Raw genomic sequence first — 18,548 nt, 5'->3', positions numbered from 1 at the left:
TCGGTGTTGTCCGAGGTCCACCCGTGTCCGGTTGTGCCCGTAACGAGGGAGAAAGTCATAGGCATTGACCTAGGGTTAAAGGACTTTGCGATTCTGACCGATGGAACGAAAGTCAAACCGTCTCGGTATTTCCGGCAGTACGAAAGGAAGCTAGCCCACGCGCAACGGATCATGAGCCGTCGAACTAAAGGCGGTTCCAATTGGCACAAAGCCCGCATCAAAGTCGCCCGTATCCATGAGAAGATCGTAAACGCGCGTCTCGACTTCCTACATAAACTGTCCTCGAAGCTGATTCGTGAAAACCAAACGATCTGCATCGAAGATCTTTCCGTAAAGAACATGGTGAAGAATCACAAGTTAGCCAAATCGATCACGGATGCATCCTGGTCGGAGTTCGTCGCCATGCTCACCTACAAGGCAGGATGGCACGGACGAAACGTGGTGAAAGTAGGGAAACAGTTCCCATCCAGCCAGCTATGCTCAGCCTGTGGCTACCGCAATAAGGACGTAAAAAACCTCAACCTACGAGAATGGACATGTCCTACGTGCCACTCCCATCATGATCGAGACATCAATGCATCCAAAAACATTTTGCAAGAAGGATTAAAGATTCTTGCCGTCGGGACGACGGTCTAAGCTTGGAGTGTATCCTGTCAGTCGATGGGAGTTTCCAAGAATCCCCCACCTCTTAGCGTTAGCGTAGGTGGGGGAGGTTCAAGAAATCTTGGGCATATGGGCACCCATTCTTCTCCATGGCATACCATACATCAGCGATGTGATTGAAAGCGAGGAACGCTGTATGGATTCCTGCATGGAAATTTCTTGGAATGCTTCCCTGATCGATCCCACACATTCTCGACAATCAAAACCACGAACAACGACGGGTCTCACGATGGTTCTCGACAAAGGACTCGGACTGACTGCTTTCAGGGATTTATTACAATTGGCAAGTGCCTATGTGGATTTTATCAAGCTTGGATTTGGTACGACGGGCATCACCCCAGTCCCAATATTACAAAAAAAAATTGAAATAGCATCCCAATATCATACCTACCTCTACCCTGGTGGCACATTCTTTGAAGTTGCCTATACCCAAGGAAAAACCTCGGAATACTTTTATACATTAAAACGTTTAGGTTTTGATTGGGTTGAAATTTCTGATGGGACCGTCTCCATTCCCGAAAGTGACCGTTATACGTTGATTGAAGAAGCTCAAGCCCACTCCCTACGCGTGATTACTGAAATCGGTAAAAAAGCGAAACATTCCATCACTCCTATCCATCAACTCACCCACCTCTTTAAGCAAGATCGTAAACATGGCGCTGAATTTGTCATCATTGAAGGGCGGGAGTCAGGCTGTGATGTAGGGATCTATGATGATTGTGGCATGATGGATACCTCTTATGTCCATCAAGTGTGCTCTTTTATCGACCATCGTTATCTCTGGTGGGAATGCCCACAAATCTCGCAACAAATTGAACTTCTTCATTTACTAGGAAACGACGTCAATATCGGAAATGTCGCCGTACCGGATATTCTCTCATTGGAATCCTTACGGAGAGGGCTTCGCTCGGATACGCTTTCCACTATGACTTCGCTAAAAAAGGACCCTGTCTTATGAAGATATCCGTACTCCCAAGTGTTGATGAACTCCATAGCAACATCTTGCTTCACAAGACCGTGGTCATCATCGATGTATTTCGAGCATCTAGCTCGATTGTGACCGCCTTTTCAACAGGTGCGAAATGGGTCCGTCCAGCAGAAACTGTCACCGCAGCCAGAGAATTTTCCCAGACAGGAGCTTTAACTGGAGGGGAACGTTATGGAAAGACTCTAGAAGGGTTTGATTTAGGAAACTCTCCTTCTGAATATACAAGTGATCGCGTTCGTGGCAAGGGAATTATCATGACAACCACGAATGGAACTCGATCATTATTAAAAGCAACAAAAGCCGAGGAGATTCTCATCGGTTGTTTTCTAAATGCAACAGCCTGTGCCCATGCGATTTTTAATCTCCATCGAGACACTTTATTTCTTTGTGCCGGTACCCGTGGACAGTTCTCTTTGGAAGATGGGATCGCCGCAGGGAAAATGATTCATCAGCTCCATCAAATGAGTCCTTCTATCCAATATGATGACTTAAGTTATGCGCTTCTTCATAGTTGGCTATCGTCAAAACACCAACTACGTGAAGTACTCTCTCAGAGCCAATCCGGACGCCGTCTCATCAGCAGAGGATTAGAACAAGATGTGCTGGATTGCCTACAAGTGGACCGCTATCCGCTCGTACCAAGATGGCAATCCGATCGAATCATCCTACCTTCCTCCAACCACGACTAATTTCCCTTGTCCCATCATAAAGTGGGAGTAAACGATGTTGGACAGGGGATAGATATGAGACCCGATCTTGTGCTCGTCATGCTTATCATCATTGGATTGATTGGTCGTTCACCCATTATTGCGACGGCTGCCAGTCTACTTCTCATCCTTAAATTAACGCACCTGGAGCGTTTTTTTCCAATGGTTGAACGACGGGGCTTAGAAACCGGTCTCCTTTTTCTAACCATTGCCGTCCTGGTACCCTTTGCTTCGGGGCGAATCACATTCAAAGAAATCGGTTCTGTATTTACCACGTTACCAGGCATTCTTGCCTTAATCGGTGGTGCACTGGCGACCTATATGAATGGAAAGGGGCTCGATCTGCTGAAGTTGGATCCACAAATGATTATTGGGTTAGTCATTGGCTCCATCTTCGGCATTCTATTTCTACGAGGCATTCCTGTTGGTCCATTAATGGCTGCGGGTATCACAGCCTATCTTGTCAAATTGTTAGAGTGGATTTGGCGTTAAAAAAAATGCGATCCAAGGGTTTCCCTTGGATCGCATTTTTTTATTATGCCCGTGAGAGATATTCTTCTTTCCGTGTATCAATATTTAGTACATCCCCTTGATTAATAAAGAGAGGCACTTGCACAACCAGTCCGGTTTCCACTTTTGCTGGCTTCGTTCCACCGGTTGCTGTATCTCCGCGAATCCCGGGATCCGTCTCCACAACTTCCAATTGAACCGTATTCGGGAGCTCAACACCCAGGGTTTCCCCTTGATATAGCACGAGGTTCACATTCATGTTTTCTTTCAAAAACTTAACTTCTCGTTCCAAGCGTTCCGCGGGTAAAGCCACTTGATCATAACTCTCCGTATCCATAAAGGTGTACTCACCACCAGCTTCATACAAAAACTGCATTTGGCGATTTTCTACATGAGCCCGATTCATTTTCTCGCCAGCTCGGAAAGTACGCTCGGAAATGGCTCCATTACGAAGATTACGCAGTTTGGATCGGACAAATGCTGAGCCTTTCCCTGGCTTTACATGTTGAAACTCCATGACTTGCCAAACCCCACCATCAAATTCGATGGTGAGTCCTGTACGAAATTCATTGGTTGAAATCATCATTTTTCCTCCTGATATCCATTATTCATCATTTAATGGATGATTATTAATTCCTTGGAACTAGGGGTCAACACTTCATATCCCTCTTTTGTTACCAACACATCATCTTCAATACGAACGCCACCAACATCGGGTAAATAAATCCCAGGCTCCACAGTTACAATCATCCCAGGCTCCAATTTCGTCTCCCCCCGGATGGAAAGATTGGGGCCTTCATGCACCTCTAAACCAATTCCATGTCCGGTGCTATGACCAAACTGTTCTCCGTACCCATGCTTTTTAATCCAATCCCGAGCGACTGCATCGGCTTCAATACCCGTGATCCCAGGTCGAATCGCAGCAACTGCTTTTTGTTCGGCTTCAAGTACAATGTGGTAAATTTCCTTCTGAATCGAACTGGGTTCACCAATCATAATCGTACGGGTCATATCGGAACAATAGCCCTGATATAATGCCCCAAAATCCAGAGTAACGAGATCACCTTTCTGGATGATACGCTGACTTGCCCGGCCATGGGGCAAAGCGGAGCGAGGCCCTGATGCTACAATCGTATCAAATGAGGACGCAGTTGCCCCCTGTTCTCGCATGAGGATCTCCAATCGAAGATCGATGTGGCTTTCAGACACACCCGGACCAATTTCCTCTAGAATGGAGAGAAAAGCATGATCGGCAATCGCCGCTGCTTTGCGTATCAAGGCAATTTCACTTTCATCTTTTACTTCTCGCAATTTTTCAATCAAGCCGCTTTTGGGACGAAGTTCATAGCCTTCTAAGGCATCGGATAAACGGACAAAATGCTGATAAGTCAGATGATCCTGTTCAAAAGCGATCGCCTTCACTGTTGTCTTCTGTAAAATGTCCTTCATGTCGCGAAAGGGCTGTCCTTCATGTTGAATGAACGTAAAGGATGCTGACTCTTCCATTGCTTGCCCCACATATCGAAAGTCAGATATCAAGAATTGCGAGTCGCTGGTAATCAGCAACCATCCCGATGATCCAGTAAAACCAGATAAGTAGAGACGACTAACAGGATTCGATACAAACATGGCATCAAACCCTAGGGTTGTCATTTGTTCTCGCAGTCTTTGGAGCCGTTGTTCCAATCCACTTCCCCCTGTCTCGATCTCATAACTTTTCTTGTAATATTTCCAGCAATGCTCGGATGGCCAATTCGTAACCATAAAACCCCAAGCCCACGATCTGACCCCGGGTTACTGGAGCAGTAACGGAATGATGTCGAAAAGATTCTCGACGATGAATGTTAGAGATATGTACTTCTATAGCGGGGAGATTCACCGATGCCAACGCATCACGAAGTGCATAACTGTAATGGGTCAATGCCCCTGGATTAATAACCAGAGCATCCACCGTCTCTTCAGCATCATGAATACAATCGATTAGTTTTCCTTCATGATTGGACTGAAAGGTCTCTACATGCACACCCAATTCCATTCCAACATGATTCAGGCGTTCATTCAACTCTGCTAAGGTTCCACTACCATAAACATCTGGTTCACGTTTTCCTAACCGATTGAGGTTGGGTCCATGAATGACTAAGATGTTCGGCAAGGCTCGCCCCCCCTTCATCCTTCGTTATTGTATCACAAAACCTCCATCTGTCACTCTAATGGCATCGATTGAATCACTGAAAAATCCACTGTTGAAAGGGAAGTAACTGCTTGTCTTTTGGGAATAAAAGGGTTTTCCAATAAGGAACGGATATCCCTCAAAGGATGAAATATGCTACAATGGAAAGTACCACATCTTAACAGTATCTACCCTACCTTCTCATGCTTATGAGAAAGAAGAACATCACTCTTTCACGCAAAAACAATCCAACATCAAAACACACTCCCAACCTATAACCAACCTAGCTATAGAGGCGGTGGACGAAACACATGTCAGATCAACCAGTTGCCTACGGCGGGCAAGCCGTGGTAGAAGGGGTCATGTTTGGTGGAAAACGATCCCAAGTAACGGCTGTTCGGCGCAAAAATGGAGAAATTGAAACCTATGAAGTCATCCCACCAACACCTTCTCCTTTAATCCAATGGCTTAAACGAATACCCATTATCCGTGGTGTAGTTGCTTTATTACAAGCAAGTGCTTCAGGTTCAAAACACCTGCAATTTGCCACAGACCGCTATGACCTTGAGCCAGGGGAAGAAGATTTACAAAAGGAAAAACAGCTGAGTAAATTGCAAACGATCCTGGGTGTGGCGACAGTGGGTGTCCTCTCTCTCATTTTTGGGAAAATGATTTTTACAGCCTTACCTGCTTTTCTCGCAAGCTTTTTCTTTGATGGCATTGTCACGAACATGATTTTACAAAACTTAATTGAAGGAGGGATAAAGACACTCCTTTTACTCACCTACCTTTTTGTTATTGCACAAACTCCTTTGATTAAACGGTTATTTCAATACCATGGCGCCGAACACAAAGTGATTAACGCATATGAATCTGGGGAAGAATTGACTGTAGAAAATGTTCAAAAACAATCCCCTCTTCACTATCGGTGTGGGAGTAGCTTTATCATTTTGACGGTGATCACTGGCGTCGTTCTTTATTCCTTCTTTCAATATGACAATGTTTGGGATCGTATTGGTACACGCTTGATACTATTACCCATTGTCATTGGACTTTCCTATGAATTACTCCGTTTAACGAATGCACTTCGTGATATCCCAGTACTCACTTATCTTGGTTATCCTGGGCTATGGCTACAAAAATTAACCACTCGACAACCAATGGATGAACAAGTGGAAGTAGCAATTGCAGCCTTCAATCGAATGCATGCATTAGACACGCGGGAAGTCTCAACGGTAGAGAATACCAGTTCATCCCTGGCCCATTCCGGCTAATGTAGGGGACGATTACGAAACGAGGGAGATAGTATGCACTTGAGTCCCAAACAGAAGATCGGATACTCGGTGTTGTTTGTGCTGATGGCTGTCGGTCTAGCACGAATTCTTATCACTCGTCCATTCTGGGTGATTGGAATTCTTACCCTGGTCGGAGTACTCGCATATCTGTACAAATTCCCGCCGCGTTGGCTACTGAGACTCAATGATTCTCGCCGTAACCGTGTAGTCCCATTTCGGGGTTCTGCTCAAAACATCACCAATTTGACTGCGAAAGCCTCATCGAAAAAGAAATACAATAAAAGACAGCGCTCCTTTCGAGTCATACAAGGCAATAAAAAAAATACAAAATTGCGCAACCCCTCGCGAAATACAAAAACCCAGTAGTCACTGGGTTTTTGTTATGGATCAGCAATGATTAACTGTTTACCTGTGATCGAATCAAGCACCTGTGGAGGATTCCCTTTCCCCTTGAGTAAGAGGTACGGATAGGTAACCACTTGAGGAGCCATCGATCCTTCTGCTGGAGGGACTTCACGAATATAAAGCGTATTTTCCTTCATCTGTTCAACAACGAGGCGATGACCAGGGTTCGGCTTTAAACCCGTTGCAATCAATAAAAAATGAATCCCTTCATGGTCTGTCACATGAACGCCTCGTTCCTTTTTAGAAGAATTGACCCATTCGATAATCGATACAGGTAACTTTTTTTCTACCCCTTTGGATAGAAGCCGGTAGGATGATGTATCTCTACCCGAAACCATTTTCATTCACCCCGATCGAACTGTATTCATTCGTACCACAACACTCCCCGAGCTATCGCACCCTCGACTTGCGAGATATTGACTAAAACTCCAATCACGAAAGAAGTTTTTTGCCGCCTCGACTCCGGCATTATATAACGATTCTCTCTTTCCACGATCCAAATCAAAATCCGTTAATTTTACTCCTAATGCAGGTACCTGAATGGTTCGTATTTTATCTTGCTCTTTAATATGACGATTATCGTGGGCATCCAGCATCGTATGAAACATGGCACTTACTAGTGAAATGGGATTACCAATCGTGCGTGGAGCATTCTCTACGGTTTCAGAAAGAAAACGAAAACCAAAGGTCGGCCATCTCGGTTGATCCTGATCAAACAACCATACTGGAAAATTGCTTAAAACACCCCCATCCACGATATAGCACATTTTACGCGATGACTGATGTTGTATCTTTACAGGATCAAAGAATAAAGGAATCGAACAACTCATTCTGACAGCCTTGGCAACGAAAAACTTTTCAGGACGGCAACCATAATCCTTAAGGTCTTTGGGAAGGACTAATAGACTCCCACGACTAATGTCAGAGGCTATAATCGTCAATTCCTTCTCTTTTAAATCCGCAAAGGTGTAAATTCCTTTCTTGGCGAGCATTTCACCTACCCAATCCTCCAAAGGATCCCCAGAGTATAACCCTTTTTTCATCCATAATCGAACACTTGCACCTCCATAGGGGCCAATTAAGGGAATACGATGATACCAAGAAGTCGGTATAAACGAGGTGAAAGGGTGATCCGTTATCATTTGGTATAACTCTTCCGCACGATACCCTGCAGCTAATAAGGATGCAACAATGGCCCCTGCAGATGAACCTGCCAGTCGCTTCCAACGATACCCCTTCTCCTCGGCTACACTCAGTGCACCCACTAATCCAAAGGCCTTAATGCCACCACCTTCTAATACTGCATCTGCCTGCACTTTCCCACCTCCATGTTCCCAAATCAAAATCTCCTACCTGCTTAAAATATGTGTATGCTGATAAAAAGAAAAAAAAACCTGAGAAACCGCATGGGACGCGGCCCCTCAGAGTGTATTATCTTCTGTTTCCTGTTCATCTTCCTCTTTCATCTGCTGAAGTTCTTTAATTCGTTCAGGATTTTTTTGAAAATACTCCACTAACACTTCAATACTGGTGATAGAATCCCAGGAGAGATGGTGTTCTATTCCTTCTACATCGTTATAAATTAAACTTTCCTCCACACCAATAATTCGTAAAAATTCCTCTAATAAACGATGCCGATCCACTAAACGTTTACCGATCTTTTTTCCCTTGGGAGTAAGAACAAGCCCCCGGTATTTTTCATAGACTAGATATTTTGATTGGTCTAGCTTTTGCACCATTTTTGTCACTGAAGAGGGATGGACTGCCAATGCCTCAGCAATATCAGAAACCCTTGCATACCCTTTTTGATCAATCAGCTGATATATATTCTCTAAATAATCTTCCATACTCGGTGTTGGCATAGACGCTCCCCCTATTCAATCTCCGATCTTCCAGAAGTCTCCGCACGTGATCGGGTTCTACTCGCATGGAAAGTATATCATAACTTTCTCTTACACGTGTTGCAATACCCGATCTTTATCTTACGCAAAAAGAAACGACTGTCCTCCTGACAGCCGTTTCTTATCCCTCTGAACTTCTTAGTGAATCAGTCATTCAACTCCATTATCAATGACCTGCTATGATTGGTGCCGACCTGTACGCCTTTCAAGTTCATCTCGTGCCTCTTGTAATGCAAAAAACTGCGGCCATGATTGAAAGGAAATGCTCCCCCCATCGCCAGCATAGGGAAGGAGTTCATCTTGCCCAGCACGATAACGAATCTCCAAGGAGCCACTTGGATGTTCACGATTCCAGTTTAATTTAATGTCTTCAATAAGAGCAAATTCAATTTCTCGTTCATTATCATATAACCAGAAGTTGCGCCAGTGGGTACTGTGTTTTTTCCACACATCGGATTGGTGTATTTTTTCCTGAGGACGAATGACAAATCCCTCTTCTCTCAGAACAAGCTCCATCTCTTCACCCTTATAAACAGTAATATCCGGTTCCTTTATTATATAGTCCTCCGCCATCCGCTTCCATTCACGAATACAGCTTGCTTCAGCCTCAGGTTCCTCATGGTGTCGGGAAGTTCCGTGACGTTCATTTCGATTAAAATATTTTTTCCAATGATCTGCCCACTTTTTAAACAACGTTCTCATTCTCCCTCATCAAACCAAAATCGGGAAAGGCAACAGGTCGGTCAGCCCCTTATAGGGACACCCCCATGATACTCTACCCTGGTCTTGGACTCAAGCACCGATTAAAAAGAAAGAATCACAATCGATGATTGTGATTCAAATGACTATCCGTTAAGAAAGGGCAGCGTCTGCCTGTTTTATAAGTTTTGTCAATTGGGAAGTAAGCTCATCACTATTTAACTCGCCACTCTCACCTGTTCGACGCAACTTATATTCAATCGTACCTTCCGCAGCTTTTTTCCCAACGATGACGCGTAGAGGAATTCCGATCAGATCTGCATCTTTAAATTTTGCTCCCGCCCGATCCGGACGGTCATCATAAAGAACCTGAATTCCCATGCCCGTCAATTTTTCATAGAGGGAGTCGGCTAATTTCACCTGTGCTTCATCCTTCACATTGACCGCAATCAGATGCACCTGGAAGGGGGCAACTGCTGATGGCCAGATGATTCCATGTTCATCATGTTGTTGCTCAACAATCGCCGCAAGTACCCGGGAAATCCCAATTCCATAGCAACCCATGATCAGGGATTCTTCTTTTCCTTGCGGATTGAGGAATGTCGCTCCCATGTCATCGCTATACCGCGTTCCTAATTTGAAAACATGCCCGACTTCAATTCCACGCGCAAAACGGAAGGTTCCATCACACCGGGGGCAAGCATCTCCTTCCACAACCGTCCGGAGATCCCCGTAGCGATCCACTCGGAAATCTCGTTCAGGCAATGCATGTATAAAGTGAGCATCCTTTTCATTGGCGCCAAGCACTGGATCTTGTAGGCGCTTCACACCGTGATCTGCTAGGATGGTCACCTCGTCCCCTAATCCAACGGGTCCAACAAATCCAATGGGTGCACCGGTTACGCGTTGAACGGTTTCATCATCCGCCAACTCACAATGACGTGCTTCCATCACTTGTTTCACCTTGACTTCATTGGCTTCATGATCTCCACGGAGCAAAACCAATACGGGCTGTTCATCCGCTATAAACAGAAGGCTCTTCACCAATTCAGTCGGTTGTTTATCAAGAAATTGACTCACTGCCTGAATGGATGAAGCACCGGGTGTCGCCACCTTCTCCATCGGGGGAACTTCTTTGCGGTCGATCGTTTGTTCCTGTTTCTCCCCAACGTAAGCCGTTTCTAAATTCGCAGCATAATCACAAGCATTACACATGACAAGCGTATCTTCACCAGACTCGGAAAGAACCATAAACTCATGGTTTTCCGAACCGCCCATTGCACCAGAATCCGCCTCAACCGCTCTAAAATCGAGTCCAAGGCGAGTAAAGATTCGTTGGTAGGCATTGTACATGTCTTGATAAGTGGCATCCAATGTTTCATGGTCCCCATGAAAGGAATAAGCGTCCTTCATCAAGAATTCCCGTCCCCGAAGCAAACCGGAACGCGGGCGTCGCTCATCACGAAATTTTGTCTGGATTTGATACAGAGCAATCGGTAACTTTTTATAGGAATTGACTTCATTGCGTACCAGATGCGTAATCACTTCTTCGTGGGTAGGACCCAGAAGAAATTCACGTTCATGTCGATCATGGAGTTTTACCAACTCTGCCCCGTAAGTATCCCAACGTCCCGTTTCTTGCCATAGTTCCGCTGTCGTAAGCGCTGGTAACAACAATTCCTGGGCACCAATACGATCCATTTCTTCGCGTACGATTTGCTCGACCTTTCGCAAACTACGATAAGCTAACGGTAGATAACTGTACACCCCTGCTGCCATTTGCCGAATCATTCCGGCTCGTAACATCCACCGATGACTTGCCATCTGCGCTTCTTCGCCCACATTGCGGAGGGTCGGAATTAGCATCTTCTGTTGTCTCATCTTCTGCCTCTCCTCTTCTGCCCTTACTTAGCTTTTAAAGAAAATTCTCAGGATGTCGTTGTATGTCACAAATAACATCAATACCATCAATAAAGCAAAACCAACAAAATGAACCATGCTCTCTTTATTAGGATCGATGGGTTTTCCACGTAATCCTTCGAGCAGAATAAACACCAAACGACTCCCATCCAGCGCAGGAAATGGCAAGATGTTTAAAATTCCCAGATTTAAGCTTAATAACGCTGTTAAGTGAATTAGAGATACCCAACCTGCTTCTGCCGCCTGACCCGTGATACTGGCGATCCCCACAGGGCCTGCTAGATTCTTCACACCCACTTCACCCGTTATTAACTTGCCAAACCCATCAAAGAGAACAACGGTCAAATCCCAAGTATTTTTAACCCCTTCCACGGCAGCTTCCGATAGGGTAGCCTCGCGGGTTTCTTGTTTCATTTGAATTCCAATCAAATATTGGTCGCCTTTTTTCTCGGGTTCTACCGTTGTTGTATACTTTTGATTCGCCCGTTCAAGTACCATCGTCAGCGGTTTACCACCCGCTTCTTGCAGTGGAATCCGAATATCCCCAGTACTTGTGATGGTTTTACCCTTCACTTCACGCACGATGTCACCGGCTTTAATTCCCGCTTTTTCTGCAGGGGATCCAGGAACCGTATTCTGAATGGACACCTTCGTATTTAGTCCCGTCGTGTAAACCAACCCTGCCAGAACAATCATTGTCAAAATAAAATTAAAAGCCGGACCTGCAATGATGGTTAGTGCTTTATCGAGTACACTTTTGGAAGAAAATTGTCGATCCAAAGGTGCAATTTGCGTTACGTTCTTTTCGTCATATTGAATGACCGCTTGAGGATGAAGGGAGTACCTTATTTCTTTTCCCTCTTCACCTTCAAGACGAATGAAAAGATCTTTTTCCAGATCGGCTTCAAGTAATTTACCGCCCACGGTATCTTTAGCTGGTGGCAGATGCTTAGGTAGGCTACTGTTTGCTAACCCTTCCATATCCCCGTACTCACGGGCCGTTGCATCCATCATCCCTTCTTCACCAGCTGTGGGCTTTGGTGCACGAATCCGTACAACACGACCCTGTTGATCCCGATCCAAAATTAAGGAGGAACCGGTCTTCAGATCGACAACCTCTGGGTCTTCCCCTGCCATCCGAACAAACCCACCCAATGGCAGAATTCGAATCGAATATAGGGTTTCTCCACGAAAGACGGAAATCAACTTTGGACCAAAACCAATTGCAAATTCTCGCACGAGGATACCTGCCCGTTTAGCAAACAAGAAATGACCTAATTCATGAATAAACACCAATACACTCAAAACCAAAATGAAGGAGATTATCGTCTGCACGTTCCATCACCGCCTTGGTTGATCACGAGAAGGATGTACCTACTCGCGCGCCGCATTTTCGTGCCATGTCCCGTGCCCATCGATCCGCCTCAAAGAGATCGTCGAGGGTAGGTTGTTGAACCGAGGTGTGACGGGATAACACTTCTTCAAGAACCTCTTCAATTCCTAGGAAGGTAAGTTTTCCTGCAAGAAAATGTTCAACTGCAATTTCATTAGCAGCATTCATCACTGTAGGCAATGTACCGCCTTGACGTCCACAAGTATAGGCTAACTTTAAACAGGGAAAGCGATCAAAATCAGGTGCTCGAAAATGAAGCTTTCCAATCGCGACTAGGTCTAAAGGTTCTCCCTTTAATGGAAGTCTCTCTGGATAAGAAAGAGCGTACTGAATGGGCACCTTCATATCGGGTGTTCCCAGTTGTGCCATAATGGCTCCATCCTCATACTCCACAAGGGAATGAATAATACTTTCAGGATGAATTAACACATCAATTTGATCATAGGGAAGATCAAATAACCATCGAGCCTCAATAACTTCAAGCCCTTTATTCATTAATGTTGCTGAATCAATCGTTACTTTTGCTCCCATGGACCAATTGGGGTGCTTAAGTGCTTGCTCCTTCGTCGCTGTTGCTAAACGCTCCCGTGGCCAGTCCCGAAAGGAACCACCTGAAGCTGTCACAAGAATACGACGAATGCGCTCCCGTGGTTCTCCATTCATGGACTGGAATAAAGCAGAGTGTTCACTATCGATTGGCAAAATGGATACCCCATGTTCACGAGCCGCTTCCATCACCAACGCCCCACCCATCACTAACGACTCCTTATTCGCTAAACCAATGGTTTTGCCTGCATGAATCGCAGCTAACGTAGGTGGAAGTCCTCGGCTGCCTACGATTGCTGATACCACATAATCTGCCTCTGGTAACGTTGCTAATGAAAGTAACCCCTCACTTCCCCATACCACTTCAACAGGGTAGGATACCCCTTTACGAACAGCCTCCGCTGCTGTCTCCTCTTCCATTGAGATCATGCGTGGTCGGAACTCTTCTGCCTGCCGGATCATCTCTTCTACATTTTTCCCAGCAGCCATTCCCTCCACTTTAAATCGACTCGGATGCTGTCTGATCACTTCCAATGTGCTAATCCCGATCGAACCGGTAGAGCCTAAAATCGTAATCCGCTTCATTTGGATGTCCCCCTTATCCAGCCATGCTCTATCTTCTATAAAAAGTGAAGCAAATGTAAGATTGGAAAGATCAACAATAAGCTATCAAATCGATCCAATAGCCCGCCATGACCAGGCAAAATGGTTCCAGAATCCTTTGTACCCGTCGCCCTTTTCATCGCTGATTCCACGAGATCGCCCATTTGGCCCACGATGCTTACAAGCAACCCCATCGCCAATGCCCAAAGAAGCCCCCCGAGTTCGGGACGTATCCAAACAAAAATCCCACTTACAAGGAGAGAACAGAACACACCGCCAAGGGCCCCTTCGACGGTTTTGTTTGGACTAATGGATGGCCATAATTTCGCACTACCCCATTTTCTCCCGATAAAGTAAGCACCACTATCGTTAGCGAAGGTAATTACGATTACTAATAAGGACCAACTTAATCCTTCAGGGATCATCCTCGCTTGAATCATATATGAAAATCCATAACCTATGTATAAAGACCCCAACAATAGATAGGCAATTTCCTCCACCTGAACACGGTTCCGACTAACTACCGTCAATAGAAGTAGTAAAATCATTCCCGCTAGGATATTATCTGGCGATTGCAAGAATAGCCCTTTGCCTATCCAACCGTTTTCTACGAAATTGGCTCCAAGAATTAAGCCGATTAACAAAAGGCCTATTAATCCCTGTGGGCTGGAGAGCTGGATTTTTTTCATTTGACAGTATTCATTGTAGCTGATGAATGCGAGGGCGATGATTAAACCTGTGTACCACCATCCCCCTAGCCACAGGAAAAAAAAGAATCCTGCTCCTCCTAACACCCCCGTTATAATTCGTTGTCTCATCCGCACCTCACCTGTTCTCGTCACACCGCCCCATAACGGCGAGAACGACGTTGAAAGTCATCGATGGCCTGGTAAAACAGCTCTCGGGAAAAATCGGGCCACAGTTCATCTGTAAACCACAATTCACTATAAGCTAATTGCCATAACATAAAGTTAGAGATTCGAACTTCTCCGCTTGTCCGAATCATTAAATCTGGATCAGGTAGATTCGCCGTGTATAAATATTGGTCAAAAAGCGCTTCACTCACGCCTTCCTTGTCCATCTTCCCTGACTGAACATCTTCAATAATCCGCTGGGTGGCATGAATCAGTTCGGAACGTGCGCCATAGTTAAGTGCAAAGGATAGGATCATCCCTGTATTGTCCTTTGTCCCTTCTTTAAAACCCTCGATCGCACGCTTTGTGTGATCAGGAAGCTCATCCTCACGCCCCACCATACCGACTCGAATATTGCGACGCACTAATTCATCCAAATCTGTACGAAGAAATTCCTCAGGAAGTCCCATCAAGTAATTCACTTCATCTTTGGGGCGCTTCCAGTTTTCTGTTGAAAACGAGTAGAGTGTAAGCGCTTCAATGCCCAAATCATCCGCTACACGAGTAATGTGGCGCACCGTCTTCATTCCTGCTCGATGACCTGCAATTCGTGGCAATCCCCGTTTTTGCGCCCAACGTCCATTTCCATCCATAATCATTGCAACGTGACGAGGCATCGGTCCTTTTTTTAGCACTTCCATCCGTTCCTCATCACCTGGTTTTTGGGTTTCTTCTTTTTGGTAACCAACTAACCAGTTTTTCAATCGTTCAATCATTGTCATTCCTCCGCTGTCCTATCCCCATACAGCAATCGGATTGGGTTAGAAGTATGTGCATCTCTTTGGATGAAGGCTATGCTTACAAGCTATCTCTAGTATGCAATATTTTCACTTTGAATGCCACTTCACCACTGCATCTCGTATCAAATTGTGCGCTATATAAAGGAAAACCCCTTCGATTAGAAGGGGGATTCCCTGTTATAATTAAACTTCCATGATCTCTTTTTCTTTGGCTTCTACCACTTGATCCGCCTCTTTAATAAAACGATCCGTAAGCTTTTGAATTTCTTCTTGGCCACGTCGCGCATCATCTTCTGAGATGTCACCGCTTTTTTCAAGCTTCTTTACTTCATCATTCCCATCTCGACGAATGTTACGAATGGCGACCTTTGCTTCTTCACCCGTTTTCTTCGCCACCTTCACCAACTCTGCACGTCGTTGCTCTGTCAATGCAGGGATGGCAATCCGTATGACATTCCCATCATTACTCGGGGTTAATCCTAAGTCCGATTTAAGAATCGCCCGTTCAATCTCACTTAAAGAAGATTTATCCCAGGGTTGGATTAACAACAATCGAGGTTCTGGCGTAGAAATGTTCGCCGTTTGGTTAATAGGCATTTCACTTCCATAATACTCAACCGTCACTTTGTCCAACAATGCAGGGGTAGCTCGTCCTGCACGCAAAGTTGCTAAATCCCTCTTGAGCGTCTGAATGGATTTTTCCATCCGATCAGTTTGATCTTTTTTTACAACATCCAACATTACTCATTCCCCCTAACCACAGTTCCGATTTGCTCACCCATAATGACGCGACGAATATTTGCTTCGCCATCGATGCTAAACACAATTAACGGAATATCATTATCCATACAAAGGGTCGATGCTGTAGAGTCCATTACACCTAGCCCTTGATTTAAGACATCCAAATACGTCAGTGAATCATATTTAACCGCATTGGGGTCATGACTCGGGTCGGCTGAATAAACACCGTCCACCTTGTTTTTCCCCATCAGAATAACCTCTGCTTCTACCTCTGCCGCCCGCAACGCAGCCGTGGTATCCGTTGAAAAATAAGGATTTCCCGTACCAGAAGCGAAGATGACCACACGTCCCTTTTCTAGGTGGCGAATGGCTCGACGACGAATATAGGGTTCTGCTACTTGTCTCATTTCAATCGACGTTTGAACCCTTGTCGCAACTTCAATATGCTCGAGTGCATCTTGTAAAGCCAGTGAGTTCATAACTGTAGCAAGCATCCCCATGTAATCCGCCGTTGCACGATCCATTCCCTTTGCACTGCCGGACAATCCACGCCAGATGTTTCCTCCACCCACAACAATCGCAACTTCTACCCCTAATTGGACAACTTCTTTTAGTTGGCGAGAGATTGAGGAAACTACATTGGGATCAATCCCATAGCCCTGTTCACCAGCGAGGGCTTCCCCACTTAACTTTAATACAATGCGCTTATACATCGGCCCTTGCATCCTGTTCCCTCCGTTTCCGGCCCCTATGTCCATTCGACAAGGTGGGGGGGTTTCCTTTCATACTTACCTGCAAAAAAAGGGAACACAACGTGTTCCCTATTAATTATGACCAATTACTTCTTCACTTGGGACATTACTTCGGAAACAAAATCGTCTTCCTTCTTTTCGATCCCCTCACCTAGTTCAAAACGAGCAAAACGGCGGATGGAGACATTTTCACCAATCTTAGCAATCTGTTCTTTCACCATTTCGCCAATCTTTTTGTCACCATCTTTGATGAAAGTTTGATCGAGGAGGCAGATACGCTCATAGAATTTATCAAGGCGACCTTCCACCATTTTATCAACGATATGTGCAGGTTTTCCTTCTTGCAATGCTTGTGCTTTAAGAATTTCACGCTCTTTTTCCACTTCTTCTTCAGACACTTCTTCACGGCGAACATATTTGGGACCCATTGCTGCAATTTGCATAGCAACATCTTTTACAAAGGCTTGAAAACCTTCGGTTTTTGCTACGAAATCAGTCTCACAGTTCACTTCAACCAATACTCCAATGCGTCCACCTGCATGGATATAGGATTCTACAATACCTTCAGCCGCTACCCGATCCGCTTTTTTATCCGCTTTAGCCAATCCTTTTTCACGTAGCAACTCCATTGCTTTTTCCATATTGCCATCAACTTCAGTTAGTACTTTTTTGCAGTCCATCATGCCTGCACCAGTTTTTTCGCGCAGTTCTTTCACTTGAGCAGCAGTGATTGCCATGAGGGGGTGCCTCCTTTTAACTAATTAAGTATGATTGTGTCTGCTCATCCTCAGGCAACCAAAAATACCTGAAGATAAGCAAACCAGTTCATTCCGTTAAAAAAGGGTGGTCACGCTATTCGTGGCCACCCCCTTCCGCGTGTTTAATCAGGACGCGTTTTGTTCTCCCTGTTTCCCTTCCAATACGGCATCCGCCATTTTCGAAGTGAATAGACGTACCGCACGAATGGCGTCATCGTTACCGGGGATGATGTGGTCGATTTCATCAGGATCACAGTTGGTATCCACGATGGCGATGATCGGAATCCCAAGCTTCCGAGCTTCTGCCACAGCGATCCGCTCTTTCCGTGGGTCAATGATGAAAACGGCGTCGGGAAGCTGTTTCATATGCTTAATTCCGCCAAGGAACTTCTCAAGACGAGATTGTTCTTTCTTAAGCATCACAACTTCTTTCTTTGGAAGTACTTCGAAGGTGCCATCCTCTTCCATCGCTTCCAATTGATGCAGGCGTGTAATCCGCTTGCGAATCGTCTGGAAGTTAGTCAAGGTCCCACCCAACCAACGGTGGTTGACATAAAACATATCAGAACGTGCAGCTTCTTCTTTCACTGCATCTTGTGCTTGTTTTTTAGTCCCTACAAACAAGATGTTGCCACCTTTTGCTGCAAGGTCGCGTACATAGTTGTAAGTATCCTCCATCATTTTAACCGTTTTTTGTAGGTCAATGATGTAGATTCCATTCCGCTCGGTGAAGATGTATTTTGACATCTTCGGATTCCAACGACGGGTTTGATGTCCAAAGTGGACGCCCGCTTCTAAAAGCTGTTTCATAGAAACGACTGCCATAGTGGTGTTTCCTCCCTT

Annotated in this window: 22 protein-coding genes; 6 read left to right on the top strand and 16 right to left on the bottom strand. The window is 45.2% G+C overall.

Features of this window, described 5'->3' with window-relative positions; genetic code table 11:
- From CHX35_RS05870 to CHX35_RS05855, 4 genes are all read left to right on the top strand, one after another.
- The coding region (locus tag CHX35_RS05870; protein WP_140413558.1) for an RNA-guided endonuclease TnpB family protein at nucleotides 1–636 on the top strand (636 nt) is incomplete at its 5' end.
- A 163-nt stretch (nucleotides 637–799) separates the two neighbouring features.
- On the top strand, nucleotides 800–1,621 hold the full coding sequence (comA, locus tag CHX35_RS05865; RefSeq protein WP_483869400.1) for a phosphosulfolactate synthase: 822 nt from the start codon (nucleotides 800–802) through the stop codon (nucleotides 1,619–1,621).
- Nucleotides 1,618–2,340, top strand: a complete 723-nt coding sequence (locus CHX35_RS05860; RefSeq protein WP_091835324.1) for a 2-phosphosulfolactate phosphatase — start codon at nucleotides 1,618–1,620, stop codon at nucleotides 2,338–2,340. The genes comA and CHX35_RS05860 overlap by 4 nt, the downstream gene beginning before the upstream one ends.
- Before the next feature lie 54 nt (nucleotides 2,341–2,394).
- Nucleotides 2,395–2,850 carry a DUF441 domain-containing protein gene (locus tag CHX35_RS05855; protein WP_091835321.1) on the top strand — a complete coding sequence of 152 codons (456 nt, stop codon included), beginning with the start codon at nucleotides 2,395–2,397 and terminating at the stop codon, nucleotides 2,848–2,850.
- A 43-nt stretch (nucleotides 2,851–2,893) separates the two neighbouring features.
- Here the strand turns inward: CHX35_RS05855 and efp are convergent, their stop codons facing one another.
- From efp to aroQ, 3 genes are read right to left on the bottom strand one after another with little or no spacing between them, the layout of a single operon-like run.
- Nucleotides 2,894–3,451, bottom strand: coding sequence for an elongation factor P (efp, locus tag CHX35_RS05850; RefSeq protein ID WP_091835318.1), 558 nt, complete (start codon nucleotides 3,449–3,451; stop codon nucleotides 2,894–2,896).
- Nucleotides 3,452–3,483: 32 nt separating this feature from the next.
- On the bottom strand, nucleotides 3,484–4,554 hold the full coding sequence (locus tag CHX35_RS05845; protein ID WP_281252057.1) for a M24 family metallopeptidase: 1,071 nt from the start codon (nucleotides 4,552–4,554) through the stop codon (nucleotides 3,484–3,486).
- Between the two features lie 22 nt (nucleotides 4,555–4,576).
- Nucleotides 4,577–5,020, bottom strand: a complete 444-nt coding sequence (aroQ, locus tag CHX35_RS05840) for a type II 3-dehydroquinate dehydratase (protein WP_140413557.1) — start codon at nucleotides 5,018–5,020, stop codon at nucleotides 4,577–4,579.
- A gap of 329 nt (nucleotides 5,021–5,349) precedes the next feature.
- Here aroQ and CHX35_RS05835 point away from each other — a divergent pair, with 329 nt between their 5' ends.
- A complete protein-coding gene (locus tag CHX35_RS05835; protein ID WP_091835310.1) occupies nucleotides 5,350–6,312 on the top strand; it encodes a DUF1385 domain-containing protein in 963 nt (320 codons plus the stop codon).
- Between the two features lie 39 nt (nucleotides 6,313–6,351).
- Nucleotides 6,352–6,699, top strand: a complete 348-nt coding sequence (locus tag CHX35_RS05830) for a hypothetical protein (protein ID WP_140413556.1) — start codon at nucleotides 6,352–6,354, stop codon at nucleotides 6,697–6,699.
- Between the two features lie 14 nt (nucleotides 6,700–6,713).
- Here CHX35_RS05830 and CHX35_RS05825 read toward each other — a convergent pair whose 3' ends face one another.
- The 13 genes from CHX35_RS05825 to rpsB form a co-directional block, all read right to left on the bottom strand.
- Nucleotides 6,714–7,076, bottom strand: a complete 363-nt coding sequence (locus tag CHX35_RS05825) for a protease complex subunit PrcB family protein (RefSeq protein ID WP_176391914.1) — start codon at nucleotides 7,074–7,076, stop codon at nucleotides 6,714–6,716.
- 6 nt (nucleotides 7,077–7,082) lie between these two features.
- Nucleotides 7,083–8,054: a patatin-like phospholipase family protein gene (locus CHX35_RS05820; RefSeq protein ID WP_091835396.1), complete on the bottom strand. Its 972-nt coding sequence runs from the start codon at nucleotides 8,052–8,054 to the stop codon at nucleotides 7,083–7,085.
- A 105-nt stretch (nucleotides 8,055–8,159) separates the two neighbouring features.
- Complete coding sequence (mntR, locus tag CHX35_RS05815; RefSeq protein ID WP_091835300.1) at nucleotides 8,160–8,600, bottom strand: transcriptional regulator MntR; 441 nt, start codon at nucleotides 8,598–8,600, stop codon at nucleotides 8,160–8,162.
- 216 nt (nucleotides 8,601–8,816) lie between these two features.
- Complete coding sequence (locus CHX35_RS05810; RefSeq protein ID WP_091835297.1) at nucleotides 8,817–9,332, bottom strand: hypothetical protein; 516 nt, start codon at nucleotides 9,330–9,332, stop codon at nucleotides 8,817–8,819.
- A gap of 159 nt (nucleotides 9,333–9,491) precedes the next feature.
- Nucleotides 9,492–11,219: a proline--tRNA ligase gene (locus tag CHX35_RS05805; protein ID WP_091835294.1), complete on the bottom strand. Its 1,728-nt coding sequence runs from the start codon at nucleotides 11,217–11,219 to the stop codon at nucleotides 9,492–9,494.
- 27 nt (nucleotides 11,220–11,246) lie between these two features.
- A complete protein-coding gene (gene rseP, locus CHX35_RS05800; protein WP_091835291.1) occupies nucleotides 11,247–12,593 on the bottom strand; it encodes an RIP metalloprotease RseP in 1,347 nt (448 codons plus the stop codon).
- 22 nt (nucleotides 12,594–12,615) lie between these two features.
- Entirely contained in the window at nucleotides 12,616–13,782 is a 1,167-nt protein-coding gene (locus CHX35_RS05795) for a 1-deoxy-D-xylulose-5-phosphate reductoisomerase (RefSeq protein ID WP_091835288.1), read from the bottom strand.
- A gap of 35 nt (nucleotides 13,783–13,817) precedes the next feature.
- On the bottom strand, nucleotides 13,818–14,618 hold the full coding sequence (locus CHX35_RS05790; RefSeq protein ID WP_091835285.1) for a phosphatidate cytidylyltransferase: 801 nt from the start codon (nucleotides 14,616–14,618) through the stop codon (nucleotides 13,818–13,820).
- Between the two features lie 20 nt (nucleotides 14,619–14,638).
- Nucleotides 14,639–15,430, bottom strand: a complete 792-nt coding sequence (locus CHX35_RS05785; protein ID WP_091835282.1) for an undecaprenyl pyrophosphate synthase — start codon at nucleotides 15,428–15,430, stop codon at nucleotides 14,639–14,641.
- Between the two features lie 207 nt (nucleotides 15,431–15,637).
- Nucleotides 15,638–16,195 carry a ribosome recycling factor gene (gene frr, locus CHX35_RS05780; protein WP_091835279.1) on the bottom strand — a complete coding sequence of 186 codons (558 nt, stop codon included), beginning with the start codon at nucleotides 16,193–16,195 and terminating at the stop codon, nucleotides 15,638–15,640.
- The gene (pyrH, locus tag CHX35_RS05775; protein ID WP_091835276.1) at nucleotides 16,195–16,920 is read right to left on the bottom strand and encodes a UMP kinase; all 726 of its coding nucleotides are present in this window, start codon (nucleotides 16,918–16,920) and stop codon (nucleotides 16,195–16,197) included. The genes frr and pyrH overlap by 1 nt, the downstream gene beginning before the upstream one ends.
- Nucleotides 16,921–17,033: 113 nt before the next feature.
- Nucleotides 17,034–17,684, bottom strand: a complete 651-nt coding sequence (tsf, locus tag CHX35_RS05770) for a translation elongation factor Ts (protein ID WP_091835273.1) — start codon at nucleotides 17,682–17,684, stop codon at nucleotides 17,034–17,036.
- Between the two features lie 147 nt (nucleotides 17,685–17,831).
- A complete protein-coding gene (gene rpsB / locus CHX35_RS05765; protein ID WP_091835270.1) occupies nucleotides 17,832–18,530 on the bottom strand; it encodes a 30S ribosomal protein S2 in 699 nt (232 codons plus the stop codon).
- Between the last annotated feature and the right edge of the window lie 18 nt (nucleotides 18,531–18,548).

The organism is Marininema halotolerans (assembly GCF_900116235.1).
Classification (GTDB): domain Bacteria; phylum Bacillota; class Bacilli; order Thermoactinomycetales; family DSM-45169; genus Marininema; species Marininema halotolerans.
Note: the sequence above shows the minus strand (reverse complement) of the source record. Positions and strands in the feature narration are given on the sequence as shown.